This window comes from Acinetobacter baretiae (assembly GCF_015627105.1).
Lineage (GTDB): Bacteria > Pseudomonadota > Gammaproteobacteria > Pseudomonadales > Moraxellaceae > Acinetobacter > Acinetobacter baretiae.
The window spans coordinates 16,665-38,006 of the sequence record NZ_VTDM01000010.1 but is presented as its reverse complement, the minus strand read 5'-3'; the positions used below and the strand labels follow the sequence as shown (position 1 = coordinate 38,006).

The 21,342-nt window shown below is 38.5% G+C and carries 22 protein-coding genes; 10 read left to right on the top strand and 12 right to left on the bottom strand.

The features are described 5' to 3' along the window. Nucleotides 1-42: 42 nt before the first annotated feature. Complete coding sequence (locus I2F17_RS05215) at nucleotides 43-1,200, top strand: hypothetical protein (protein WP_196422449.1); 1,158 nt, start codon at nucleotides 43-45, stop codon at nucleotides 1,198-1,200. An 18-nt stretch (nucleotides 1,201-1,218) separates the two neighbouring features. Beyond that, complete coding sequence (gene thiM, locus I2F17_RS05210) at nucleotides 1,219-2,034, top strand: hydroxyethylthiazole kinase (protein ID WP_196422450.1); 816 nt, start codon at nucleotides 1,219-1,221, stop codon at nucleotides 2,032-2,034. A 56-nt stretch (nucleotides 2,035-2,090) separates the two neighbouring features. On the opposite strand, the gene I2F17_RS05205 is transcribed toward thiM, so the two are convergent. After that, nucleotides 2,091-4,247, bottom strand: coding sequence for a TonB-dependent siderophore receptor (locus I2F17_RS05205; protein WP_211139259.1), 2,157 nt, complete (start codon nucleotides 4,245-4,247; stop codon nucleotides 2,091-2,093). 234 nt (nucleotides 4,248-4,481) lie between these two features. Then, a complete protein-coding gene (gene cysS, locus I2F17_RS05200; RefSeq protein ID WP_196422452.1) occupies nucleotides 4,482-5,906 on the bottom strand; it encodes a cysteine--tRNA ligase in 1,425 nt (474 codons plus the stop codon). Between the two features lie 233 nt (nucleotides 5,907-6,139). Between cysS and I2F17_RS05195 the strand changes: the two genes are divergently transcribed. From I2F17_RS05195 to lptB, 5 genes are read left to right on the top strand one after another with little or no spacing between them, the layout of a single operon-like run. Next, complete coding sequence (locus I2F17_RS05195) at nucleotides 6,140-7,105, top strand: KpsF/GutQ family sugar-phosphate isomerase (protein WP_407926550.1); 966 nt, start codon at nucleotides 6,140-6,142, stop codon at nucleotides 7,103-7,105. A 1-nt stretch (nucleotide 7,106) separates the two neighbouring features. Continuing rightward, nucleotides 7,107-7,646 (top strand): KdsC family phosphatase, encoded by a 540-nt coding sequence (locus I2F17_RS05190; RefSeq protein WP_196422454.1) that lies wholly within the window; start codon nucleotides 7,107-7,109, stop codon nucleotides 7,644-7,646. 27 nt (nucleotides 7,647-7,673) lie between these two features. After that, the gene (lptC, locus tag I2F17_RS05185) at nucleotides 7,674-8,216 is read left to right on the top strand and encodes an LPS export ABC transporter periplasmic protein LptC (RefSeq protein ID WP_196422455.1); all 543 of its coding nucleotides are present in this window, start codon (nucleotides 7,674-7,676) and stop codon (nucleotides 8,214-8,216) included. Continuing rightward, nucleotides 8,206-8,793 (top strand): lipopolysaccharide transport periplasmic protein LptA, encoded by a 588-nt coding sequence (gene lptA / locus I2F17_RS05180; RefSeq protein ID WP_407926549.1) that lies wholly within the window; start codon nucleotides 8,206-8,208, stop codon nucleotides 8,791-8,793. Before lptC ends, lptA begins: the two co-directional genes overlap by 11 nt. Continuing rightward, nucleotides 8,790-9,530 carry an LPS export ABC transporter ATP-binding protein gene (gene lptB, locus I2F17_RS05175; protein ID WP_196422457.1) on the top strand — a complete coding sequence of 247 codons (741 nt, stop codon included), beginning with the start codon at nucleotides 8,790-8,792 and terminating at the stop codon, nucleotides 9,528-9,530. The genes lptA and lptB overlap by 4 nt, the downstream gene beginning before the upstream one ends. A gap of 22 nt (nucleotides 9,531-9,552) precedes the next feature. Here the strand turns inward: lptB and I2F17_RS05170 are convergent, their stop codons facing one another. After that, the gene (locus tag I2F17_RS05170; protein WP_235985920.1) at nucleotides 9,553-10,929 is read right to left on the bottom strand and encodes a PepSY-associated TM helix domain-containing protein; all 1,377 of its coding nucleotides are present in this window, start codon (nucleotides 10,927-10,929) and stop codon (nucleotides 9,553-9,555) included. A gap of 195 nt (nucleotides 10,930-11,124) precedes the next feature. Here I2F17_RS05170 and I2F17_RS05165 point away from each other — a divergent pair, with 195 nt between their 5' ends. Then, on the top strand, nucleotides 11,125-11,778 hold the full coding sequence (locus I2F17_RS05165; protein WP_196422458.1) for an epoxyqueuosine reductase QueH: 654 nt from the start codon (nucleotides 11,125-11,127) through the stop codon (nucleotides 11,776-11,778). A 32-nt stretch (nucleotides 11,779-11,810) separates the two neighbouring features. Here the strand turns inward: I2F17_RS05165 and I2F17_RS05160 are convergent, their stop codons facing one another. From I2F17_RS05160 to pqqA, 6 genes are all read right to left on the bottom strand, one after another. Continuing rightward, complete coding sequence (locus I2F17_RS05160) at nucleotides 11,811-12,860, bottom strand: dipeptidase (protein WP_211139257.1); 1,050 nt, start codon at nucleotides 12,858-12,860, stop codon at nucleotides 11,811-11,813. A gap of 15 nt (nucleotides 12,861-12,875) precedes the next feature. Next, the gene (gene pqqE / locus I2F17_RS05155; protein ID WP_196422459.1) at nucleotides 12,876-14,000 is read right to left on the bottom strand and encodes a pyrroloquinoline quinone biosynthesis protein PqqE; all 1,125 of its coding nucleotides are present in this window, start codon (nucleotides 13,998-14,000) and stop codon (nucleotides 12,876-12,878) included. After that, nucleotides 13,993-14,277, bottom strand: a complete 285-nt coding sequence (pqqD, locus tag I2F17_RS05150; RefSeq protein ID WP_196422460.1) for a pyrroloquinoline quinone biosynthesis peptide chaperone PqqD — start codon at nucleotides 14,275-14,277, stop codon at nucleotides 13,993-13,995. Before pqqD ends, pqqE begins: the two co-directional genes overlap by 8 nt. Then, the gene (gene pqqC, locus I2F17_RS05145; RefSeq protein WP_196422461.1) at nucleotides 14,274-15,032 is read right to left on the bottom strand and encodes a pyrroloquinoline-quinone synthase PqqC; all 759 of its coding nucleotides are present in this window, start codon (nucleotides 15,030-15,032) and stop codon (nucleotides 14,274-14,276) included. The genes pqqD and pqqC overlap by 4 nt, the downstream gene beginning before the upstream one ends. 18 nt (nucleotides 15,033-15,050) lie before the next feature. After that, complete coding sequence (gene pqqB, locus I2F17_RS05140) at nucleotides 15,051-15,962, bottom strand: pyrroloquinoline quinone biosynthesis protein PqqB (RefSeq protein WP_211139256.1); 912 nt, start codon at nucleotides 15,960-15,962, stop codon at nucleotides 15,051-15,053. 66 nt (nucleotides 15,963-16,028) lie between these two features. Next, on the bottom strand, nucleotides 16,029-16,103 hold the full coding sequence (gene pqqA / locus I2F17_RS05135) for a pyrroloquinoline quinone precursor peptide PqqA (protein ID WP_081401732.1): 75 nt from the start codon (nucleotides 16,101-16,103) through the stop codon (nucleotides 16,029-16,031). A 294-nt stretch (nucleotides 16,104-16,397) separates the two neighbouring features. Between pqqA and I2F17_RS05130 the strand changes: the two genes are divergently transcribed. Further along, nucleotides 16,398-17,312, top strand: coding sequence for a pyridoxal-phosphate dependent enzyme (locus I2F17_RS05130; RefSeq protein WP_211139255.1), 915 nt, complete (start codon nucleotides 16,398-16,400; stop codon nucleotides 17,310-17,312). A gap of 118 nt (nucleotides 17,313-17,430) precedes the next feature. Here I2F17_RS05130 and I2F17_RS05125 read toward each other — a convergent pair whose 3' ends face one another. Beyond that, on the bottom strand, nucleotides 17,431-18,333 hold the full coding sequence (locus I2F17_RS05125; protein ID WP_211139254.1) for a DMT family transporter: 903 nt from the start codon (nucleotides 18,331-18,333) through the stop codon (nucleotides 17,431-17,433). A 149-nt stretch (nucleotides 18,334-18,482) separates the two neighbouring features. Between I2F17_RS05125 and I2F17_RS05120 the strand changes: the two genes are divergently transcribed. Next, entirely contained in the window at nucleotides 18,483-19,367 is an 885-nt protein-coding gene (locus I2F17_RS05120; protein ID WP_211139253.1) for a LysR family transcriptional regulator, read from the top strand. Between the two features lie 73 nt (nucleotides 19,368-19,440). Here I2F17_RS05120 and I2F17_RS05115 read toward each other — a convergent pair whose 3' ends face one another. Together I2F17_RS05115 and I2F17_RS05110 are read right to left on the bottom strand one after the other, a co-directional pair. After that, a complete protein-coding gene (locus I2F17_RS05115; RefSeq protein WP_196422466.1) occupies nucleotides 19,441-20,388 on the bottom strand; it encodes a nucleoside hydrolase in 948 nt (315 codons plus the stop codon). A 49-nt stretch (nucleotides 20,389-20,437) separates the two neighbouring features. Continuing rightward, complete coding sequence (locus I2F17_RS05110; RefSeq protein WP_211139252.1) at nucleotides 20,438-21,286, bottom strand: 2OG-Fe(II) oxygenase family protein; 849 nt, start codon at nucleotides 21,284-21,286, stop codon at nucleotides 20,438-20,440. Nucleotides 21,287-21,342: the final 56 nt, after the last annotated feature.

Sequence of the window (21,342 nt, the reverse complement as noted above, 5' to 3'; positions counted from 1 at the left end):
GCTTGTATAATTTATTTCAAATTTAAGTCAGAGTCGTTTTTTGTGTTTATTCAAGTCATCAAAAAACATTTAGATAGCAGTACACTATGTCCATTGTGCCAAGCTGCCATGTATTGGGTTGATGCAGAACAGCAAGAACAAGAATTCAATTTCCATCAGTGTAGTCACTGCCAACATCGCATCTTTCAAACCGATCACTTTACCTGCCACTGTGAACGTTGTACAAAGCAACGAAAAAACATTCTAAAAGAAACACGATTTCAAGAGTATAAAAAGAAAAAGTTTAAAGATCGAGATACGCCACGTTTAGATAAAATATCTTTTCTGCACAAACTATTTTTATTGGCGCTCCTTGATGACAACGTCAGAGAAGACTCTCAACACAACGAGTTTATTGATTGGAATCAGTTGAAATATAGCCCAATTTCACCCAATGTTTCATTTCAAAATACCTTAATGAAACAACTTGAAAAAGAAGACATTCTTTGTCTTACAGAACAACTCGAAGATTGTGCAACATACCATATTAATGTTCGTTTAGATGGCTATACAGAGCCTAGTTTATTTAGTGTGGTTCACCAACTCAGAGCATGGTTTTATGAAAATTTAAGTCAAGGTGTGCCCTTTGAACACAGTGATGAAGTCAAAGACGTACTTTATTTAATGCTCTATCAAGAAATTGTACAGTTTAGTATGTTTATCTGTAGACCTTGGGGAATTCAAATTACAGGTCACAGTGCACTTAAACAACTTTGTTATCAACTCTTAGATCAACTGGCTGTGGAACAAATTTTCCATTTAGTCTATACCGCACTGTCTTATTTACACGAAAAAAATGCGTTGGAAACACGTAATGATGGATTTATTAATACGCATCGGCTCAAAAAAACAATCATCCAATATCGTGAACGAGCCATTGCACAACGTTGGGAAACACCCAATTTTCCACGCCCAGAACAACTTCCCTTCCACAAAATGGGGGAAATTCTCTACTTTAAATTTTTAAACTATGATCAAAAAATTCTAAGCCAGCCAATACGCTTTTTATGGCAAAGTATATCACCACGATTAGGGTTTTATTCCGATAAACGCTGTATGCAGTGTGGCTCCAATGAATTAGATATTGAATACGATGCACAAAGTTATGTTTCTATGATTTGTCGTCAGTGTAAACATAGAGACCATTATTTTACCCAATAAATGATGCAAGGTACTCCCATGACAGCAATTAATGATTTAAAAACGCAAGTCATCCAAGCTTGGTTTGAATTACAACAACATGCCCCTTTAGTCCAATGTATCACCAATAGCGTTGCAACGAATTATGCAGCAAATGTGCTTTTGGCCTGTGGTGCATCTCCTGCTATGGTAGACAATCCTTACGAGGCTGAAAGTTTCACACGGGTCAGCGGAGCACTCAGTATTAATTTAGGCACTCCTACATCTGAACAAATGCAAGCCATGAAAATTTCAGCAGCCACGGCACAGCAACAAAATATTCCGTGGGTACTTGACCCTGTAGGCTACAGCAGCATACTCAAATGGCGTAGTGAAATGACGCAGGCCTTATTAAATTTTTCACCATCTGTTATTCGAGGAAATGCTTCTGAAATTGCTGGATTAGCAGGCAATGAAACATCTTCAAAAGGCGTAGATAGCACTCAAAGCAGTACGCAAACTTACCTTGCTGCAAACTCTTTGCTTAAATTTAGCACATGTATTGCAATTTCAGGCGAAGTTGATTTCATTCTATCCCATGAACTCCCCCATACTGTCAAAGTCACAGGTGGAAGTGCTTTACAACCCAAAGTGACCGCAACAGGCTGTGCATTAGGTGCATTAATTGCAGCCTATTGTGCTGTTGCACCGATTGCTGTCGCTACGGTTGCTGCCCACGTTCATTTTGCCATTGCAGGTCAATTGGCAGAACAAAAATCTTCACAGATAGGACAATTTAACGTGGCTTTTTTAGATGAATTACATCATCTAAATAGCGCTAAACTTGAACAACACATGCATATTGAGTTTGTATAACCAAATACCCCATTGAATGACACATCAATGGGGTGTTTCAACATTTAAAGCATTCATTAAAAATGTAAAGTGACCGACAATTGCGTTGTTCTTGGGTTACTTAAAAACATATAGTCATCTCCCATAAAACCACCAACATCACGCCAATATTGTTTATTAAATACGTTATTCATATTTAAACGAACATCTGCATCATATCCAAATGGCTTTGCTGTATATACTGCACCCAAATTAAATACACTATAGCCTGCAACCTTAACTGTACCCGCTCTATTGGCATACTTACTTGTGCTACTTTGCATGCCTGCCAATAGACGTAAACGATCTTCTAGCATAGGCAATTTATACGATAAATAGTTTGTAAAACGCCACTGAGGTACATTTTGTATTTGATGATTTTTATAACTTGCATCATTCACATCTTGCAAACGAGCTTTGGTATATGTCACACCCGATGTGAGATCTAAACGGTCAAAGAGTTGACCTGCTACAGATAATTCAACACCTCGGTTGTGCTGTTTTCCCTCTTGTACAAAATCGAATGTTGTTCCATCTATATTGGCTTTACTGTATTGATTATCTTGCTTTAAATCAAAAAGAGAGAGTGTCACTAAAGCACGATCAAATTGTTGCTTTAATCCAAGTTCATATTGCTGTGAATGACGAGGAGACAATGTAACACCATCATTATTGGTATACCATGGTGCTGTGCCACCATCTGATAGACCTTTTGCATAGCTCATATACAACGTTGTAGACGTGGTAGGTTTATAAATAATCGCGCCTTGCGGTAAAAACTGATTCAGTTGTGTTGAACGCACTAAACCTTTGGCTTTATAGGCTTGTTCATCCAAATGAAGCCAACGACCACTGAGCAATACTGACCAATTTGTATTTAAATCAATTAAATCAGAGGCAAATATGCTGAATTGTTTACTGCGTAACGATTTATAACGTTGGCCTAAATCTGTTTTATCCGAAGGTGAAAAATCCACATTATTTTGATAAATATTGGCTGTACCTACATATTCATTAATTCCTTTATAACGTGTACGTGACTTATCCAATTCAGAGGCTTCAAATACCGTATGATGGTTCACTGTCCCTGTTACAAACTGCCCCTCTAATTGTGCTTTAAACTGATTGGTAACATAAGTATCTTTGGGGTTACGATAATCATATACATCATAATCTCCCTGTATATGATCTTCATCGTTGTCATAAAATCCATATGGAAAAGCAGAATAATCATCAATCACGACTTTACTATGCGATACCATTAGCTTCGATGTCCATTGATTAGACCATTGATAACGATAAGTTAAATCTGTATTCACACTTTTATTGGTCACAGGTTTGCTCCAACTTTGGTAACCAAGCAATTTTGACCAGTCTAGATGTTGTGGAACAATTTGTGCGCCCAATAACTGATAACCTGCAACCGAGCGTTGCTGTTGACGTTGCGATTCTAAATTAAATGCGACTGCTGATTGTGCATTAATTTTCCAATCTAAAGCCAATGAACCAAAGTAACGCTCTCCTTGACTATGCTCTACATAAGGATGTAAGCGTTGCTGTGCCAAATTAAAACGATACCCAAATTGTTGATCTTGCCCAACAAAACCACCCACATCTGTAGAAATAGTACGATCACCATGTTGATCTAAATCAAAGGTAAGCGTTTTAATGTCTTGAGGGCGTTTAGTCACATAATTTACCACACCTGCTGGAGTAGACATGCCACTTTGTATTGCAGAAATCCCTTTTAAAATTTCAACACGTTCTTTATTTTCTAAAGCAATGTTTTGTTCACCACGTACGACATTATTATTGATCAAATAGCTTGATGATGTATCTAATGAAAATCCTCGAACCATAAAATTTGGATAATACCCAATCGCAGCATAACCATCCCCCACAGAAGCATCATTTTTTACCACATCCGTCAGCAACTTAGCATGCTGATCGGCAATCATCGCTGATGTTATATTCGACAAAGATGCAGGTAACTGTTGTGGTTTTAGCCCATTAAACCCCATTAATTGTGTACTATCAGCAACATAAGGCGAATTACTCACAGACTCACTATTTACCACAATGGCTTGTAATTGCTGTACATTTTGTGCTGCATACGTAGGAAGTGTTGAGCATAAAAAAAATACTGATGAATATCCCCACGTTTTCCAATGCATGAATTGCATTAAACTTTTCATTGTTATGGCCTAAGTTCAGCTGAATTAAAATACGTCTCGTTTTTGCATTCAAATGACATACATACAACTTGACGTTGAGAGATTTAATTTACAATACGTAAACACTGACAAAGTTTAGACGACTATTTTTTATTATCTATGACTTTTTTCATCAAAACATCAATGATATTTACATTATTTAGTCTATAAAAAAACCACCTCGGTTTTGAAGTGGTTTTTTATGTACAAGGTCTTTTAATCAGCACGTCGCCATGTTGTACCCTGTCGAGTATCTTCAAGAATAATACCTTGTGACAACAGATCTGCTCGAATTGCATCTGATTTGGTAAAGTCTTTGGCTTTTTTCGCATCAATACGCGCTTGAATCAATTCTTCAATCTCTGTTTCAGATAATCCCTGTATTTCTTGTCCTACAGTCGATTGTAAAAACTCATCAATTGGATGTTGTACCAAACACAAGACATCTACAAGCTGTCTAAGCGTTGCACAATAACGATGTGCGTCTTCAGCAATCTGTTCTTTGACTGCACGATTCAGCTCACGTAAAACCTCAAACAAGATGGCAAAGGCCTCTGGTGTATTAAAATCATCACTCATTGCCGCATTAAAACGGGCAATATACGTCTGATCAGGCTGATGAGTTGTGTTGAGCTCACCATAGACTTGTTCATACCCTTTAAATGCATGATAAAAACGACTTAAAGCAGTTTTAGATTCTTTGAGCGCAGTATCAGAAAAGTTAATTGGACTACGGTAATGTGACGTCGTAATGAAGTAACGTACTACTTCTGGATGAAACTTTTCTAAAACCTCTCTAATGGTAAAGAAATTGCCTAAAGACTTAGACATTTTTTCACCATCAACATTCACAAAGCCCACGTGCATCCAATAATTGACATATTGTTCACCCGTTGCAGCTTCACTTTGCGCAATCTCATTTTCATGATGCGGAAAAGGCAGATCTCCACCACCACCGTGAATATCAAAATGATTACCTAAACAACATGTAGACATCGCTGAACATTCAATATGCCAACCCGGACGACCATTTCCCCATGGCGATGGCCAAAAAGGCTCATTTTGCTTGGCTTTTTTCCAAAGTACAAAGTCAAATGGATGTTTCTTTTCAACTTCGACATCGACTCGATCACTTGCACCTGCTTGCATATCTTCAAGTTTACGCCCTGATAAACGGCCATATTTTTTGAATTTATCAACTTCAAAATATACATCACCATTATTGGCCGCATATGCAGTACCATTATTGACCAATGTACCAATCATGTGTTGCATTTCATCAATATAATCTGTGGCTCTTGGTGACGTATTTGGAGCCACACAGCCCAAAGCCGTGAAATCTTCATTCATGGCATCAATAAAACGGTCTGTTAGTGTATGAATACTTTCACCACGTTCATTAGCACGTTGAATAATTTTATCGTCTATATCTGTAATATTACGCACATATGTCACAGACCAGCCCTGACTACGTAAAAAACGTACAATATAATCAAATGCAACCACTGTACGAGCATGGCCAATATGACAATAGTCATACACGGTCATACCACACACATAAATATCGATGTGTCCTGATTGACGTGGCACAAATTCGACTTTTTTTCGTTGCTCAGAGTTATATAAAACAAATGGTTGCATAAATCTTAAATTGCTTCAACACAAAGATAGTTCATCATAACTGATCCATAATCTTTCACAAAGGCTTCTGTATAAAAAAAGCAAAGTTCAGCAAATACAATACATTTTCAAACATTGATAAAATAGTTTTGTGCTAATATAGCTGACGTTTTTGTTGCATATTTTGCATGGCAATTTAGATGATGACTAAAGAAAGGTAATATGTTTTGACGGCTCCCCTTGTACCTCACACCATCGACTTTAAAAAGGTCGCTTTAGAAACCTTGCATATAGAGCAGCAAGCTTTGGCTATTTTAGCCACGCAAATAGATGCTCGCTTTGTGCAAGCCTGCGAAATTATTTTACAATGCAAAGGCCGTTTAGTGGTCACAGGCATGGGGAAATCTGGCCATATTGGTCGTAAAATGGCGGCCACATTTGCATCTACAGGCACACCATCATTTTTTATGCATCCAGGTGAAGCAAGCCATGGGGATTTAGGCATGCTTGTCAAAGGAGACGTTGTCATTGCCATTTCCAACTCTGGAAAAAGTGATGAAATTATGATGCTCATGCCACTCATTAAACACTTAGATATTCCCCTCATTACCATTAGTGCAACAGATCAAGGCCCAATGCCACAAAATGCAGATGTCGCATTAACACTCGGAGAGCTACAAGAAGCCTGTCCACTTGGCTTAGCCCCTACATCAAGCACCACAGCCACGCTTGCTCTTGGCGATGCGCTAGCCGTCGCTTTACTTGACGCACGAGGTTTCACCTCTGATGATTTTGCACGTTCACACCCAGCAGGTGCTCTTGGCAAACGGTTACTACTACATGTAAAACACCTGATGCATACTCAAGATGAATTACCAAAAGTTCATCCAAATACCCCTATGGGACAAGTACTGTTTGAAATTACAGATAAACGTTTAGGGCTCACCACAGTTGTCGATGAGCAAAATACTTTATTGGGTGTTTTTACAGACGGCGACTTAAGACGGCTAATTGATAAACAACAAGGATTTGATATTAATCGCCTTGTTCACGAAGTCATGACAAAAAATCCAAGCACGATTAACCAAGAGTTACGTGCTGTAGAGGCTTTAGAACAACTTAAAGAGAAAAAAATTAATCAATTTGTTGTTGTTAATACCAACAATCAAGTCATCGGTGTACTCAGTATGCACGATCTCATTCAAGCAGGAGTTGCGTAACATGGCATCGTATATTTTACTTGAAAAAGCACGAGATCTACGTGCGTTAGTCCTTGATGTTGACGGCATACTCAGTGATGGCTTTGTGACACTCACCAACACGGGTGACGAATTAAAATCATTTGATATTCGTGATGGCTTAGGAATGAAACTTGTACAACAAGCAGGTTTAAAAGTTATTATTATTACGGGCAGACAAAGCAATATTGTGAATCAGCGTATGTCGAGTTTGGGCGTAGATTTGGTGTATCAAGGTCGTGAAGATAAAGGTACCGCGTTAATCGAAGCCTGTAAAACACTACAGCTTTCACCACAAGAATGCTTATATATGGGTGATGATTGGCCCGACCTATCTGCATTTGCCATTGCAGGAATGAAAGTCACTGTTCCTAACGGGCATACTGAAGTTCGCAAACGAGCCGACCTTGTCACACAAGCAATGGGAGGACGAGGTGCTGTACGTGAAGTTTGCGATATGCTGTTACATGCAAAAGGCGTTTACCAAGAACTACTTGAAAAATACCTCACTCAAGCCCATTAATACAATAACCTGCCCAAAATAGTGCTTATGGAAACCAGAAACATATACCTTATCGCCTTAGTGATTGCTGTTGCAAGCAGTAGCTACTATTACTTTAGCGGTAAAGGCAAAAAATTAGACAGCGATGGCACATCACAAATGAGCTTTTCTGCCAACGATGTCAAACTAACACAAAGCGATACCCAAGGTATGGTTTCTGTACGTGCATCTGTTGCACAAGCACAACAAAATCCAAAAACAGGTAGTACTGAACTTTCTCAATTGAAAGCAACCACCTATATTGCAGGTAAAGAAGATACTGTCTATACAGCACCAAAAGCAACTGGCTACAATGACAATGAAAAGATTGTCTTGCAAGATCAAGTCGTTGCTCAAAAGATAACACCTCAGGGTGACATGATTTTTCACACCACCGAACTGACTGGGTATCCGGAAACGAAAACCATACAGACCGATCGCAATATTCAAGTTGACTCGCCACAAGGACAGTTTACTAGCCAAGGGTTAAAAGCTGACCTCAATTCGGGACAATATGAATTCTTTAATATTCGAGGCACATATGCACCTTAATACACCGTTACTTCAGCGTAAAACATGGTTAAACATCGCTTTACTTAGTGCATTATTGGTGCAACCACTCACCGCTTTTGCCTTACCAAGTGACCGTAACCAACCAATTTCTTTGGTTGCAGACAAAGCCACATATAACGAAAAAACGGGGCTAACCACCTACACAGGCAATGTAGTTATTGAACAAGGCAGTATGAAATTACAAGCATCTGCTGTGACAGCGCAGCTTAATAAAGCACGCCAAATGAGTACAGTGTCTGCCACAGGTTCACCCGCTCGCTTCCAACAACAAACTGATGCCAACACCTTGGCAAAAGGCCAAGCACAGCGCATTGTTTACAATGCAGACACAGGTATTATTACTTTAACAGGCAATGCAATTGTTGACCAAAATGGTGCCAGTATTCGTGGTGCAACTTTACGTTACAGTATGAATAAGGGAGACATTGAAGCCGTAGGTGAACGTGTTGGAGGCACTTCAGCAACTACGACAAATGCCTCTCAAAATCAGGGTCGTGTACAAATTACTATTCCTGCAAACAGCTCTAATATTACCCCAGGAGCAGTCAATAGATGAACGATCAACACACTCAAACCCTAAAGATTAAACATCTTGCTAAAAACTACAGTAAACGTTGGGTGGTCAAAGATGTTTCTTTTGAAATGCAAAGTGGGCAAATTGTTGGCCTACTTGGGCCAAACGGTGCAGGAAAAACCACTAGCTTTTATATGGTTGTCGGCCTCGTTCGCATGGACAAAGGTGAAATTTACTTAGATGATCAAGATTTATCTCATTTTGCCATGCATGAGCGTGCTCGCAAAGGATTAGGTTATTTACCACAAGAGGCCTCTATTTTTCGTAAACTGACCATTGGCGAAAATATTATGGCAATTTTGGAAACCAAAAAAGAATTAAATAAAGCACAGCGTGAACAACGCTTAAAAACATTACTTGAAGATTTTAAAATCACTCATATCAAAGACTCACTGGGTATGAGTGTGTCTGGTGGTGAACGCAGACGTGCTGAAATTGCTCGTGCATTGGCAGCCGACCCCAAATTTATGCTACTCGATGAACCTTTTGCAGGGGTCGATCCGATTTCTGTTGGCGATATTAAAGATATTATTCAAACCCTCAAAAACCGTGGTATTGGTGTACTAATTACAGATCATAACGTGCGTGAAACCTTAGCCATTTGCGAAAAAGCGTATATTGTGAGCGAAGGGGCTGTTATCGCAGAAGGTACAGCAGAAGAAGTTTTGGCCAACAGCACAGTACGTGAAGTATATTTGGGTGATGATTTTACAGTTTAACCCGATAAAAAGACTAAAACAGCTATGCTTTAGTCTTCTTATTAAGAAGCCAAAATATACCAAATAAAATCAGTGCTAGACCATGCATTACCACCATACTGATTGTCCAAATGGGTATTAACCAATAAGACAACACAACCAACAAAACCACACAAGCTCGCTGTAACCTCGTGCCTGATGCCCACCAATGCATTAAATGCTGATGAAACCCAATGAAAATGGTTTGAAATCCAAGTCGGTTCAACCACGAAACATACGCCCATACAATCACAACTAAAATCAGTAAACCACTCAACAATAAAGCCACTTGATTTAATCCGCCAAACAATAACCCTACATGCAAATCAACACCCCAACGTGTGAGTTTGGCAGACAACGGATAATCAGCAAAACGAGTTTGATCAATCACTTGGGCAGATCTCATATCTACAGCCAATGCATCAACTTTTGTTGGCCAAGAATGTTGTAGCTCTTGTACACTCCATGCACGTACCTGAACATCATCACTTGGAATAATTCTTAATGCAGATGCAGTTAAGCCATTTGCACGTGCAACATTTACAATTTGATCAAAATATTTGAGTTCATCTTGGCTAAACTGAGTGATACGATGTGAACTAGATTGCTGATGCTCTGCATGCTGTTGAGACACCGTTGGCTGTGCGCCATTTAAAGCAAGCGTTAAACTAGGTGTATCACCATTAAACATGTGGCGTATTTTCGCAATATTATTGCCTGCCCAATTTGACCATGTTAATCCTGTAATAGAAAAAAATAACATCATCGGTAATACGCACAACCCAAGTAAAACATGCCAACGAATGTTTTTATATGTGGGTGATTTTTTATTTAATATATATTTTTTCCGAGACCACTGCAAAAAACCTGTTATTGCAAACAACCCAAGCCAACTGGCTGCAAGTTCACTGTAAATACGGCCATACTCCCCCAAAAGTAAATCCCGATGCAAATGGTCTAGAAATGTTCTAACAGGAAAAACGCCACTTTTACCATATACTTGTGTTCTACCTTGTAATGCCAAAGTATATGGATTAATAAAAATGGCCGTCATATCATTGGGACGTTGATTCTCCATATACAGTACACGCGTGGTGGTTTGTGCATTGACTGCTGGCCGAACTTCCATAATATGTGCACCGACAGGCAAAGCCTGTTGTGCTCTTCCGACTTGCTCACTTAGAAGATGAGGTGAATCTGTAATAGAAGACACTTGGGTATGACGTTGATACAGATAATGTTCAAACTGCGGTGTTAATGCATACAACACACCTGTAAAAGCAGCCATAAAAATAAATGGTGCAATAAAAAAACCCATATAGCTGTGAATGAGTTTTAACGTCATTTCAACAAAACTTTTTTTAGCAAATGGCTGTGTCATACCTGAATTTAATCTAAAGTAACTTCCCTATTGTAGCAATAGCACCATAAACTGAACAGCGAAAAAGCCTTTGCACCCCAAGCATGTCTCCAACTTAGCCATGAACATGACCTTTGTGTATAAAAAACAAACACACAAACTGATTTTTTCTCGTATAATACATGGCTATTTTCAGCCAATTGTTTTGTTAGTTTTATGCAAAGAGCCAAGTTAGAATTGCCAAATAAGGCAGATAAATTATTGCTACATTCTTGCTGTGCACCCTGCTCAGGCGAAGTCATGGAAGCCATCATTGCATCTGGTATTGATTTTTCCATTTTTTTCTACAATCCCAACATTCATCCTGTAAAAGAGTATTTAATTCGTAAAGAAGAAAATATTCGCTTTGCAGAAAAGCATAATATTCCATTTATTGATTGTGACTATGACACAGATAACTGGTTTGAACGGGCGAAAGGCATGGAAGATGAGCCTGAGCGTGGTATTCGCTGTACCATGTGCTTTGACATGCGTTTTGAACGTACTGCATTATATGCACATGAACATGGCTTTTCAGTCATTTCAAGCTCACTGGGTATTTCCCGTTGGAAAGACATGAAACAAATTAATGGCTGTGGTGAACGTGCAGCATCGCACTATCCTAACATGGCCTATTGGGACTATAACTGGCGCAAAGGCGGTGGTTCAAGTCGTATGATTGAAATTAGTAAACGTGAAGAGTTTTACCAACAAGAGTATTGTGGCTGTGTTTACTCCCTCAGAGACACGAACCGCTTTAGAAAAAGCCAAGGGCGTGAACGTATTAAACTGGGTGTTAAATTCTATTCAGCCATGAGCGATGAACAATAAATATTCAAAATAAAAAGCCCATAATGGGCTTTTTATTTGTTTAATGATGCCCAAATACGGTGGAGCACCGTATACCAGTTTTTATGACAGATGTTTTCAATTCGTGTATCGCTATAACCATAGTCGGATAAAGCATCAATCAAACGTGGGAAATAGTCGACAGAAGGCCAGTATTTAGACATAAATCCGCCATCATAATCTGAACCAAAAGCAACTCCTGTTTCACCTAAATATTCAAATAAATAATCAAAATGGGCAAACATGACACTATATGGAGTTTGTATATTACGCTGACCATCTGCTCGTAAAAAAGCAGTATCAAAATTAAGCCCCACAACACCATGGCTGACTTTAATCGCATTTAGTTGTGAGTCTAATAAGTTTCTCGCTTGTGGGCAAAGCTTATGTATATTGGAGTGTGTTGCAACGATAGGTTGCGTTAAAAGTTGCTGTGTATGCCAAAACGCCTGCTCATTCATATGTGACACATCAACAAGCATTCGCCTTTTTTCACATTCAACTACCCACTGTTGACCTAAGTCGGTTAATCCCAAGCCTGTATCAGGAGAATGTGGAAACTTTCCTTGCAAACCATGTCCAAACTGTGAAGGTTCATTCCAAAGTAGGCCTACGCTACGCAAGCCTTTAGCATACCAATCATCAAGTTGAGACACGTTCGTTAGTGCTTCAGCACCTTCTAAATGTAAAACCATTGCCAAACATTGGTTTTTCATACATAAATGAATATCTGCCATATCGCGACAAATTTTGACTGCACCTTGTGATCGATATTCAATCTCTAGTGCGTAATCCATTTGCGCCGTACAAATATCATGGCGCTGTGCAATGGTAAAATCTGCTTGGCTATGGGCCATTGACGTTAATTTATGAGAAGCGTGCGTTTTGACATATTTTAGTGGAGGAACAAAAATTGCAAACAACCCACCATACATACGCCCTTGCCGACAACGGCGTAAATCCATTTGGCCTTCAAGCGTATGATGTAAAAATTGGTCTACAGGGTCACGATGACTAGACATCCACAGACGAGCGAGTAAATCATTGTGCCCATCAAAGATCATTTCTCTCTACCTCATTTAACCTTTAGACACTAAAATCATTTTAGAATTCTTTTTATTTCTAAAGGTCAGCTCAGATAAAGCCAATTGTGTTTCACTGTCTTTACGGGCCTGTACAATCATATGATGATGTTCAGACTTAGAGCATACAGGGTCTGTATTGGCTGCATTCCCTGTGAGCATAAACGCTTGACAACGACAACCACCAAAGTCTTTTGTCTTTTCAGAACAACTCCGACAAGGTTCTGGCATCCAATCGTACCCTCTAAAATGATTAAACCCTGTAGATTTATACCAAATGTCAGACAAAGGCTGGTCTTTCACGTTTGGAAAGTGCATAGGAAGCTGTCGTGCTGCATGGCAAGGCAAAGCCGTACCATCAGGTGTAATGGTCAGAAAAATACTCCCCCAACCATTCATACATGCTTTGGGACGTTCTTCGTAATAATCGGGCACCACAAAAATCAGCTTACACGGGTTATTTGCTGCTTTAAGTTTGGCACGATATTCATTGGTAATACGCTCTGCTCGCTCAAGTTGGGCTTTTGTTGGTAATAAACCTTGACGGTTCAAATAAGCCCAACCATAAAACTGACAAATGGCAAGCTCAACAGTGTCTGCTTCAAGCTCAATACACAGTTGAATAATGTCTTCAATTTGATCGATATTATGCCGATGAATAACAAAATTAAGTACCATAGGATACTCATATTTTTTAACCAACTTAGCAATATCTTTTTTCTTCTCAAATGCTTTTTTTGAGCCTGCCAACATATCATTAATGACAGGATCGCTCGCTTGAAAACTCACTTGAATATGATCTAAGCCTGCATGCTGAAATTGTGCTATTTTTTCTTCATTGAGCCCTAAACCCGAAGTAATTAGGTTGGTATAAAACCCCAAATCATGGGCATATTGAATCAGTTGTGGTAAATCTTGGCGTACCAAAGGTTCGCCCCCTGAAAATCCAAGCTGTACCGCACCCATCTGCCTGGCATCTTTAAACACATCAAACCACTGCTCTGTGGTGAGTTCATTTTGCATAGATGCAAACTCTAACGGATTAGAGCAATAAGGGCATTGTAATGGGCAACGGTAGGTTAACTCGGCAAGCAACCATAAGGGTAAACCAACTTCAGCCATGAGACAGTTTAATCCAGTTTTCTTTTTGAGCAACACACATATAATCTACGACATCTGCATCAATGTCTGCAATGTCCCCAAACTGCTGTTTTAACAGTGTAATAATCTCTGCCACAGAATGCTGTCCATCTATATGTTGTGCAATCGCAGAGGCTGTTTCATTGAGCTTAATCATACCTTCAGGGTATAAAATAATATATGCCTGTTGAGAGGGCTCATACTGAAAACGATAGCCTCTTTGCCATACAGGAACAATCGTGGTGTCAAATTGCTTCATTTAAATAATCCTTTATGCCATACAGCTTGATCCGTCACGCTGTGATATGGAGGTTGTTGATGTACATACGCTAGTGTCAACGCGTCAAGTATAGACCACAGTATGTCGAGTTTAAACTGTAAAATTTCTAACATCCGCTGTTGCGACTCTAACGTGGTAAATGAATCTAACGTAATGGTCAAACCATGCTCTACATCACGGCGAGCTTGACTGAGTCTAGAGCGAAAATAATCATAGCCTTGTTCACTGATCCAAGGATAATGCGTTGGCCATGAATCTAAGCGAGATTGATGAATTTGTGGTGCAAATAATTCAGTCAATGAACTACTTGCTGCTTCTTTCCATGTGGTTCTACGTGCAAAATTAACATAAGCATCAACTGCAAAGCGTACCGCAGGTAATACGAGTTCTTCAGAAATCACTTGCTCACGTGTTAAGCCAACAGCCTCGGCCAAACGCAACCATGCTTCACGCCCTCCACCATCTGGGTATTCACCATCTTGATCAATCATGCGTTGAATCCAAGACTGACGGACACGTTGGTCTGGACAGTTGGCCATAATGGCTGCGTCTTTCAGTGGAATATTAATTTGATAATAGTAACGATTGGCCACCCATGCTTGCAATTGTTGTTGAGTTGCTTTGCCCTCATACATCATCACATGAAATGGATGATAGATATGATAGTACTGCCCTTTTGCCATAATTTTGGCTTTAAATTCTTCAGGGGTCATTGCGTGTGTTGTATTGCTCATCATCTATCCTTATGACGACTACAATTCAATATGCATACCATCAAATGCAACTTCGACATGATGTGCTTTTAATATTGCAGACGCTGTAGAGTCTTCATCCAAAATAGGGTTCGTATTATTAATATGTATATATACTTTACGTGGTTTTTGCAGTTGATCTAAATAAGACAACGAGCCACCTTCACCATGTATATATAAATGCCCCATCTCTTGACCAGTTTTTGTACCAACGCCACGATGTTGCATTTCATCATCACACCATAGCGTACCATCAATCATCACACAGTCAGATTCAGCCATAATATCCATGATCTGATCGTCAATTTTTCCTAATCCTGGTGCGTAAAACAGTTGTTTTTGTGTACGATGGTCTTTGACGATCATGGCAATGTTGTCGCCATCATGTGGATCATGTCGATGCGGTGAATACGGCGGTGCTGCACTGCGTATAATCAGTGGTATAAATTCAAGATCTGTAATATCTGGGATAGAGAATGATTGTGTTGGGTCGATCTCTTGATGCTGTAAACCACCATTCCAATGCTTGAGCATATTAAACAATGGAAAACCTGTGCTGAGGTCTTGATGAACCATCTTGGTACACCACACATTGATCGGACAACCTTCTCTGAGTGTCAATAATCCTGTGGTATGGTCAACTTGACTGTCCATAAGCACAACACTATGTATGCCGGTATCCCTTAATGCACGAGCAGGTTGTGCTGCTTTAAAATCAAATAATTGTTGACGAATATCTGGTGACGCATTAAAAAGTACCCAATCAATACCATTTGCAGAGACTGCAATCGATGACTGAGTTCTGACTTTGGCGTTGAGTGTGCCTTGACGAACACCTGCACAATTTTCACAGTTACAATTCCACTGTGGAAAACCACCACCTGCGGCTGAGCCTAAAACATAAATATACATAATTCACCACTGCTTTAAAAACATAAGCCCCAGAGAATCTAGGGCTTATATATACTTGGTTGAAAATTAACGGTGTTCAAAATACATCGTTACTTCAAAGCCAATACGTAAATCAGTGTATGCAGGTTTAGTCCATTGCATGTTAAATACTCCATTTGAATCGGTGCATGTGCTTGCACGTATATTTACATTGAGTTTTGATTATAACGTAAAAATGAAAAAGCGGTAGTCTAGATACAAAAAATCATACTTTTTACGTCAAACAAAGAGGAATAAAATTTTGCCAATGCAATATTTAGCACACAAAATATGTTATTTTCTTATATAGTATCATCTATAAAAAACACGTCATATCATCATTATTGCAACAACAAAATGAATGACTTTAAACTCAATTGCCTATTTACAACACGATCCCCTCGTTGAGCCAAAAATATGAACACCCCTCTTATTCGATCAAAAAAACTCAGCGAATTAAATCATTGTCATATTTGGCTTAAAATGGAATCTGCACAGACCACAGGATCTTTTAAAGAAAGAAGTATTGGTCATGCATGCAAACAATACGCACAACAAGGCGCAGAAAAATTTATTAGTTCATCTGGTGGTAATGCTGGAATTTCAGTTGCACATATCGGTCAGCAATTAAATATTCCAGTAATGATTGTTGTACCTAAGACAACATCTCAAACTGCCATTGAAATCATGAGACAAGACCATGCTGAAGTGATTGTTCATGGTGACTCATGGCTTGAAGCCAATGCATTGGCTTTATCTTATGTCAGCCCAAAGCATGTCTATATTCATCCTTTTGATGACCCCTATTTATGGGAAGGTATTTCAGACATCGTGACTGAAGTGATTGCTGAAGGCGTTAGACCAGATGCAGTTGTTCTATCTGTAGGTGGTGGTAGTTTACTGTCAGGAATGGTTCAAGGGCTAAAAATCAATAATCTTGACATCCCTATTTATGCCATTGAAACGCTAGGTACAGCATCACTAAATACCGCAATGCAAAAAAAACAGCATATTCAATTGGACGAAGTTACAGGTATTGCCACCACACTTGCAGCAAAAAAAGTGTGCAAACGTGCTTTTGATCTTTCACAACAAGAAAATATTATAGGACTCACTGTTTCAGATACAGACGCTTTATTGGCATGCTTTGAATTTTTAGATGATCATAGAACATTGGTTGAACCTGCATGTGGCGCAGGGCTGTCTGTTCTTTATCAAAAGAAAATCCATTTTATGCCATCATCAAATGTATTAGTGATTGTTTGTGGTGGTGCAACAACAACGCTTCAGAGCCTTTTAAACCATGCAAAAGACTTATCTATCGTACTTTGAATGCTGAATTCTTCAGATCAGATAACAATCATTAATTCATCAAATTCAGACCTTTTACACGGCATTTGATAAAAAATACATCTACAGAAAATACCACCACATCCATCTTTTTAGAAGATTATATGGGTTTTAATCGTGGACTTTTTGTCTTTGTTTTAAACGAGCTCATGATAATTCCTACAAATATACATATTGCACCAAAAATAATATTTTTAGTGAGTGCTTCATGCCAAATTACAGCGCCAAAAAATAAACTAAGAATGGGAATACACATAATAGAAATAGATGCAACAAAGGTATCGACTTGACTCACAATCCAATTCCATAAAGCAAATGCAAAGCCTGTTCCAACAATAGCAATATAAAACAAGGCATAATCATGTGAAGGAGACAACCAAACTCGCCACTCAATCGGTTCAAACACACAAGCACAGCCCAACATGATTGTACCACCGATCAAAAACTGCCAAATTGTAAGTTTAATTTTATCGTATGTTAAAAAATTCTTTTTAATATAAACCGTTGATATCGCCCAAAATAATCCTGAAATAATTAACAATACCTGCCCAATCAATGACATATTCAATGCAAGATGGTGGAGTTGTGGCCAAAGAATGGCAATTAACCCCAACGTACCAAACATCAACCCAAAGATTTTTTGACGACTTAAACGCTCATTTAAAATAAAATGTGCTAAAACAGCAATAAAAATCGGCATCGTAAATACCAACACTGCAGATAAACCAGAATCAACAAATTGCATTGCAAATGTTTGTGTTGCATAAAAACCAAAACAAACTAAAGCGCTGAGAGTCACTAAACGCGGTAATTCATGACGTGTAGGTAAAATAGGTTTTTGCAATACCCATTGAACCACCATTAATGTTAGTCCTGCTAAAATCAAACGAATTGAAATAAATAAAAAAGGTGGAAAAATATGCAAACTGTGTTTCACCAACCCCCAAAGTGACCCCCAAACCATACATAAAAGCGCAATCGCCCCCATCACTCGTATATTCATTGCCTGCACTCAGTGTTTATAAATTTATATCAGTTTAAAAAATAAATAACATCATGAATAATGCTATGTTTTAATGTATACATCATTTTCTTTGATGCCTGCTTAAAAATGAAATATATATTATGGCTATAGACAGGAGCATACCTATAATGAATATTGACATCAGTGACATTAAAGCTTTTATTACGGTTGCTGAATTAAAAAGTATGACTGCTGCTGCACATAAACTGAATTATTTACAATCTAATATGACGGCCAAAATAAAAAAAATTGAAAACCACTATAAGAAACAACTTTTTATTCGAAAATCAAAAGGAGTTGATTTAACTGAATCAGGAATCAGCTTATACAAACAATATAAAAAGATGATGTTTACTTGGGAGGAAACAGAAAATCAAATTTACCAACATGCCCATTGCCTACGTTTCGGCACCAATACCAGTATGGGCAGTATGCGTTTTTATTCACCTTTTCAACAACTGTATGCGGCATATCCAGATCTTTCTGTCAGAATTAAAACAGGCTCAACGCATGATATTGAAAATGAAGTCTTAGCAGGGCACTTAGATATTGCTTATGTCTTAGGGTATCCTTCACAAAAAAATCTACAATACATTCATAAATCGACAGATCAATTGGTTATTATTGGCAAAAACCTCATGAATCATCAGCGTTTAGAAGATTGTCTTGATCGGCAAAATATTTTACTTGCCTCTGAGGCCTGTTGTTATGCAACGGCGTTAGAGCGTATATACGCAGATTATGGCATTAAAAAAGGTGAAATGACGCAGATTTACGATCACGATGCCTTAATACAGTTCACTCAGCTTGGTATGGGTATTTCAATGATTGCTCAATCTTTAATTTCCAAGTTTAATATTCAATATTACCGCGAAGCGCCAGCACAGTATCGAAACATTGGTTTGTATTTGATTGCCCGAAGCGAACATCAATTTACACCCATTGAAAAACAATTTATTGGTTTAAGTGATGCGATTGAAACCATTGAACCTAGTGTGCCGAATATCATATAAATCAGACAATATGTTTTCTCAACGTCCATGATCAAATCATATTGCCTGTCTGAGTGTGTATTAAATACAATGATTATGAATGCCGTGCTAAACGTTCAGTGAGCAAATCAAAAAAACCATCACGATCGATATGATTTAAAAAGTAAGCATTTGCCTCTCGATTGGTCACATGCCACCAATCTGCAACCGTTGCACCTGCTGTAAGTGGGCTATCTGCTTCAATTTCAACATTAATTTTACGCCCAGAAAACAACTTTGGTTTGAGTAAATACCCAATAACACATGGATCGTGTAAAGGTGCGCCTTCTGAGCCATATTTTTCTTTATCATAACGTTCAAAAAAATCTGTCCAAGATGCAACTGCTTCGCCAACAGCCGTATTCATACCGCGAAGATCTTTAATCCACTGGGCATTGGTCATGGCTTGGTGCGTTACATCAAGTGGAATAACCGTCAAATCAATGCCTGCACCAAATACAATTTTAGCCGCATCTGGGTCAACAAACATATTAAATTCAGCAGATGGTGTGATATTACCACCTTCAAAAAAACCACCGCCCATCAGTACAATGTTTTTAATGCGTGATGCAATGTCGGGGGCTTTAATTAATGCATGCGCAATATTCGTCATCGGCCCTAACGTACATAATGTAATACTTTTTTCAGGCTCTGAACGAAATGTTTCAATCAAATAATCAACTGCGTGTTGCGCTTGTAGTGGCATGGTGGGTTCTGGTAACTCGATACCATCTAAACCTGTTTTTCCATGTACATTTTCAGCAGTCACCAATGGTTTTTTTAAGGGTTTATCACTCCCTGAAAAAACCTTAATCTCTGTACGTTTCGCTAGCTCACAAATCATACGTGCGTTGCGCTGTGTCAATGCTAATGGAACATTGCCAGCAACAGTTGTCAATGCCAAAATTTCAAGTTCAGGACTTGCGAGTGCCAATAAAATAGCCACGCCGTCATCTTGACCTGGATCTGTATCAATAATAATTTTTTGTGGCTGAAATGACATTAAAACACCTTTCTTTGATCTTTATTAAACTTTAAATAGCGTGAGTTGTTTAAACCAAAACTTTTCCGTTTTGTACAACTTTCAGTTCTTGCATGCGCTCTGTATGATACTGACCAGCAGTATATCTATGAGACAATACCACGTCAGGTCTTGGTTGTAGAAAGAAAGGCATAGAAATTCGCTCTAGCTCTACATCGTTTTTATGTTTAATCACACGATGTGTGGTTGAAGGATAATAATTTTGTGATGCCTCTTGTAACATATCACCAATATTAATAATTAAAGAGTTTGGTTCTACAGGAATATCTAGCCACTCCCCTTTTTTATTTTTTACTTGTAACCCTTTGGCTGTTGCAGCAGGTAAAATTGTGATTAAATTAATATCTTCATGTGCAGCGGCTCTTACATAGTCTTGGGTTGAAGCAATAGGGGTATAACGTAAAATACGCAATAAACTTTCTGAACCTTCAATCATCTGTGGTAAAGGTTCACTATAAAACTTTTGAATATCTACAGGGGATTCTTGTTGAATCCAAGTCAACAGTTGTTTTGCTAACACATGTGCATGTTCATAATATGTTAATGCATTATCAGAAAGTTCTGTAGGGTAAATACCTGTTTTAAAAATATGAAAAAATTCTTTAGGGTCTTTTTGAGTTTCACCTTTGGCGGTTTCAGACAGCGCCGTAGAAAATAAACCACCCTTTTTATGCGGTGAAACAAGATAGTTTTTTTTATCTTCTGAACGAAAAAAATCAAGCCATTCATCATAAATTGACTGTATTTGTGACCAATCTAAAGGATGGTTCACCAATACTGCAAAACCACTCTCTCGCAAAGACTGGGCAAATTTTTGAGCAGCGTCTTCTGATTGATAATCAACAGTAGCAATATACATCTTTCACTCCTTTTGCAAGTGGCAGATATTCAACGTCATTTGACTGTATCTGCCAT

Coding starts and splice junctions, on each gene's coding strand:
- pqqD (WP_196422460.1), bottom strand. CDS start 14,277: ATGAAGCAATTTGACACCACGATTGTTCCTGTATGGCAAAGAGGCTAT.
- pqqC (WP_196422461.1), bottom strand. CDS start 15,032: ATGAGCAATACAACACACGCAATGACCCCTGAAGAATTTAAAGCCAAA.
- cysS (WP_196422452.1), bottom strand. CDS start 5,906: ATGCAACCATTTGTTTTATATAACTCTGAGCAACGAAAAAAAGTCGAA.
- I2F17_RS05205 (WP_211139259.1), bottom strand. CDS start 4,247: ATGAAAAGTTTAATGCAATTCATGCATTGGAAAACGTGGGGATATTCA.
- pqqE (WP_196422459.1), bottom strand. CDS start 14,000: ATGGCTGAAGTTGGTTTACCCTTATGGTTGCTTGCCGAGTTAACCTAC.
- I2F17_RS05120 (WP_211139253.1), top strand. CDS start 18,483: ATGAATATTGACATCAGTGACATTAAAGCTTTTATTACGGTTGCTGAA.
- I2F17_RS05115 (WP_196422466.1), bottom strand. CDS start 20,388: ATGTCATTTCAGCCACAAAAAATTATTATTGATACAGATCCAGGTCAA.
- thiM (WP_196422450.1), top strand. CDS start 1,219: ATGACAGCAATTAATGATTTAAAAACGCAAGTCATCCAAGCTTGGTTT.
- I2F17_RS05110 (WP_211139252.1), bottom strand. CDS start 21,286: ATGTATATTGCTACTGTTGATTATCAATCAGAAGACGCTGCTCAAAAA.
- I2F17_RS05190 (WP_196422454.1), top strand. CDS start 7,107: ATGGCATCGTATATTTTACTTGAAAAAGCACGAGATCTACGTGCGTTA.
- I2F17_RS05170 (WP_235985920.1), bottom strand. CDS start 10,929: ATGACACAGCCATTTGCTAAAAAAAGTTTTGTTGAAATGACGTTAAAA.
- lptB (WP_196422457.1), top strand. CDS start 8,790: ATGAACGATCAACACACTCAAACCCTAAAGATTAAACATCTTGCTAAA.
- lptC (WP_196422455.1), top strand. CDS start 7,674: ATGGAAACCAGAAACATATACCTTATCGCCTTAGTGATTGCTGTTGCA.
- lptA (WP_407926549.1), top strand. CDS start 8,206: ATGCACCTTAATACACCGTTACTTCAGCGTAAAACATGGTTAAACATC.
- I2F17_RS05125 (WP_211139254.1), bottom strand. CDS start 18,333: ATGAATATACGAGTGATGGGGGCGATTGCGCTTTTATGTATGGTTTGG.
- I2F17_RS05165 (WP_196422458.1), top strand. CDS start 11,125: ATGCAAAGAGCCAAGTTAGAATTGCCAAATAAGGCAGATAAATTATTG.
- I2F17_RS05160 (WP_211139257.1), bottom strand. CDS start 12,860: ATGATCTTTGATGGGCACAATGATTTACTCGCTCGTCTGTGGATGTCT.
- I2F17_RS05130 (WP_211139255.1), top strand. CDS start 16,398: ATGAACACCCCTCTTATTCGATCAAAAAAACTCAGCGAATTAAATCAT.
- pqqB (WP_211139256.1), bottom strand. CDS start 15,962: ATGTATATTTATGTTTTAGGCTCAGCCGCAGGTGGTGGTTTTCCACAG.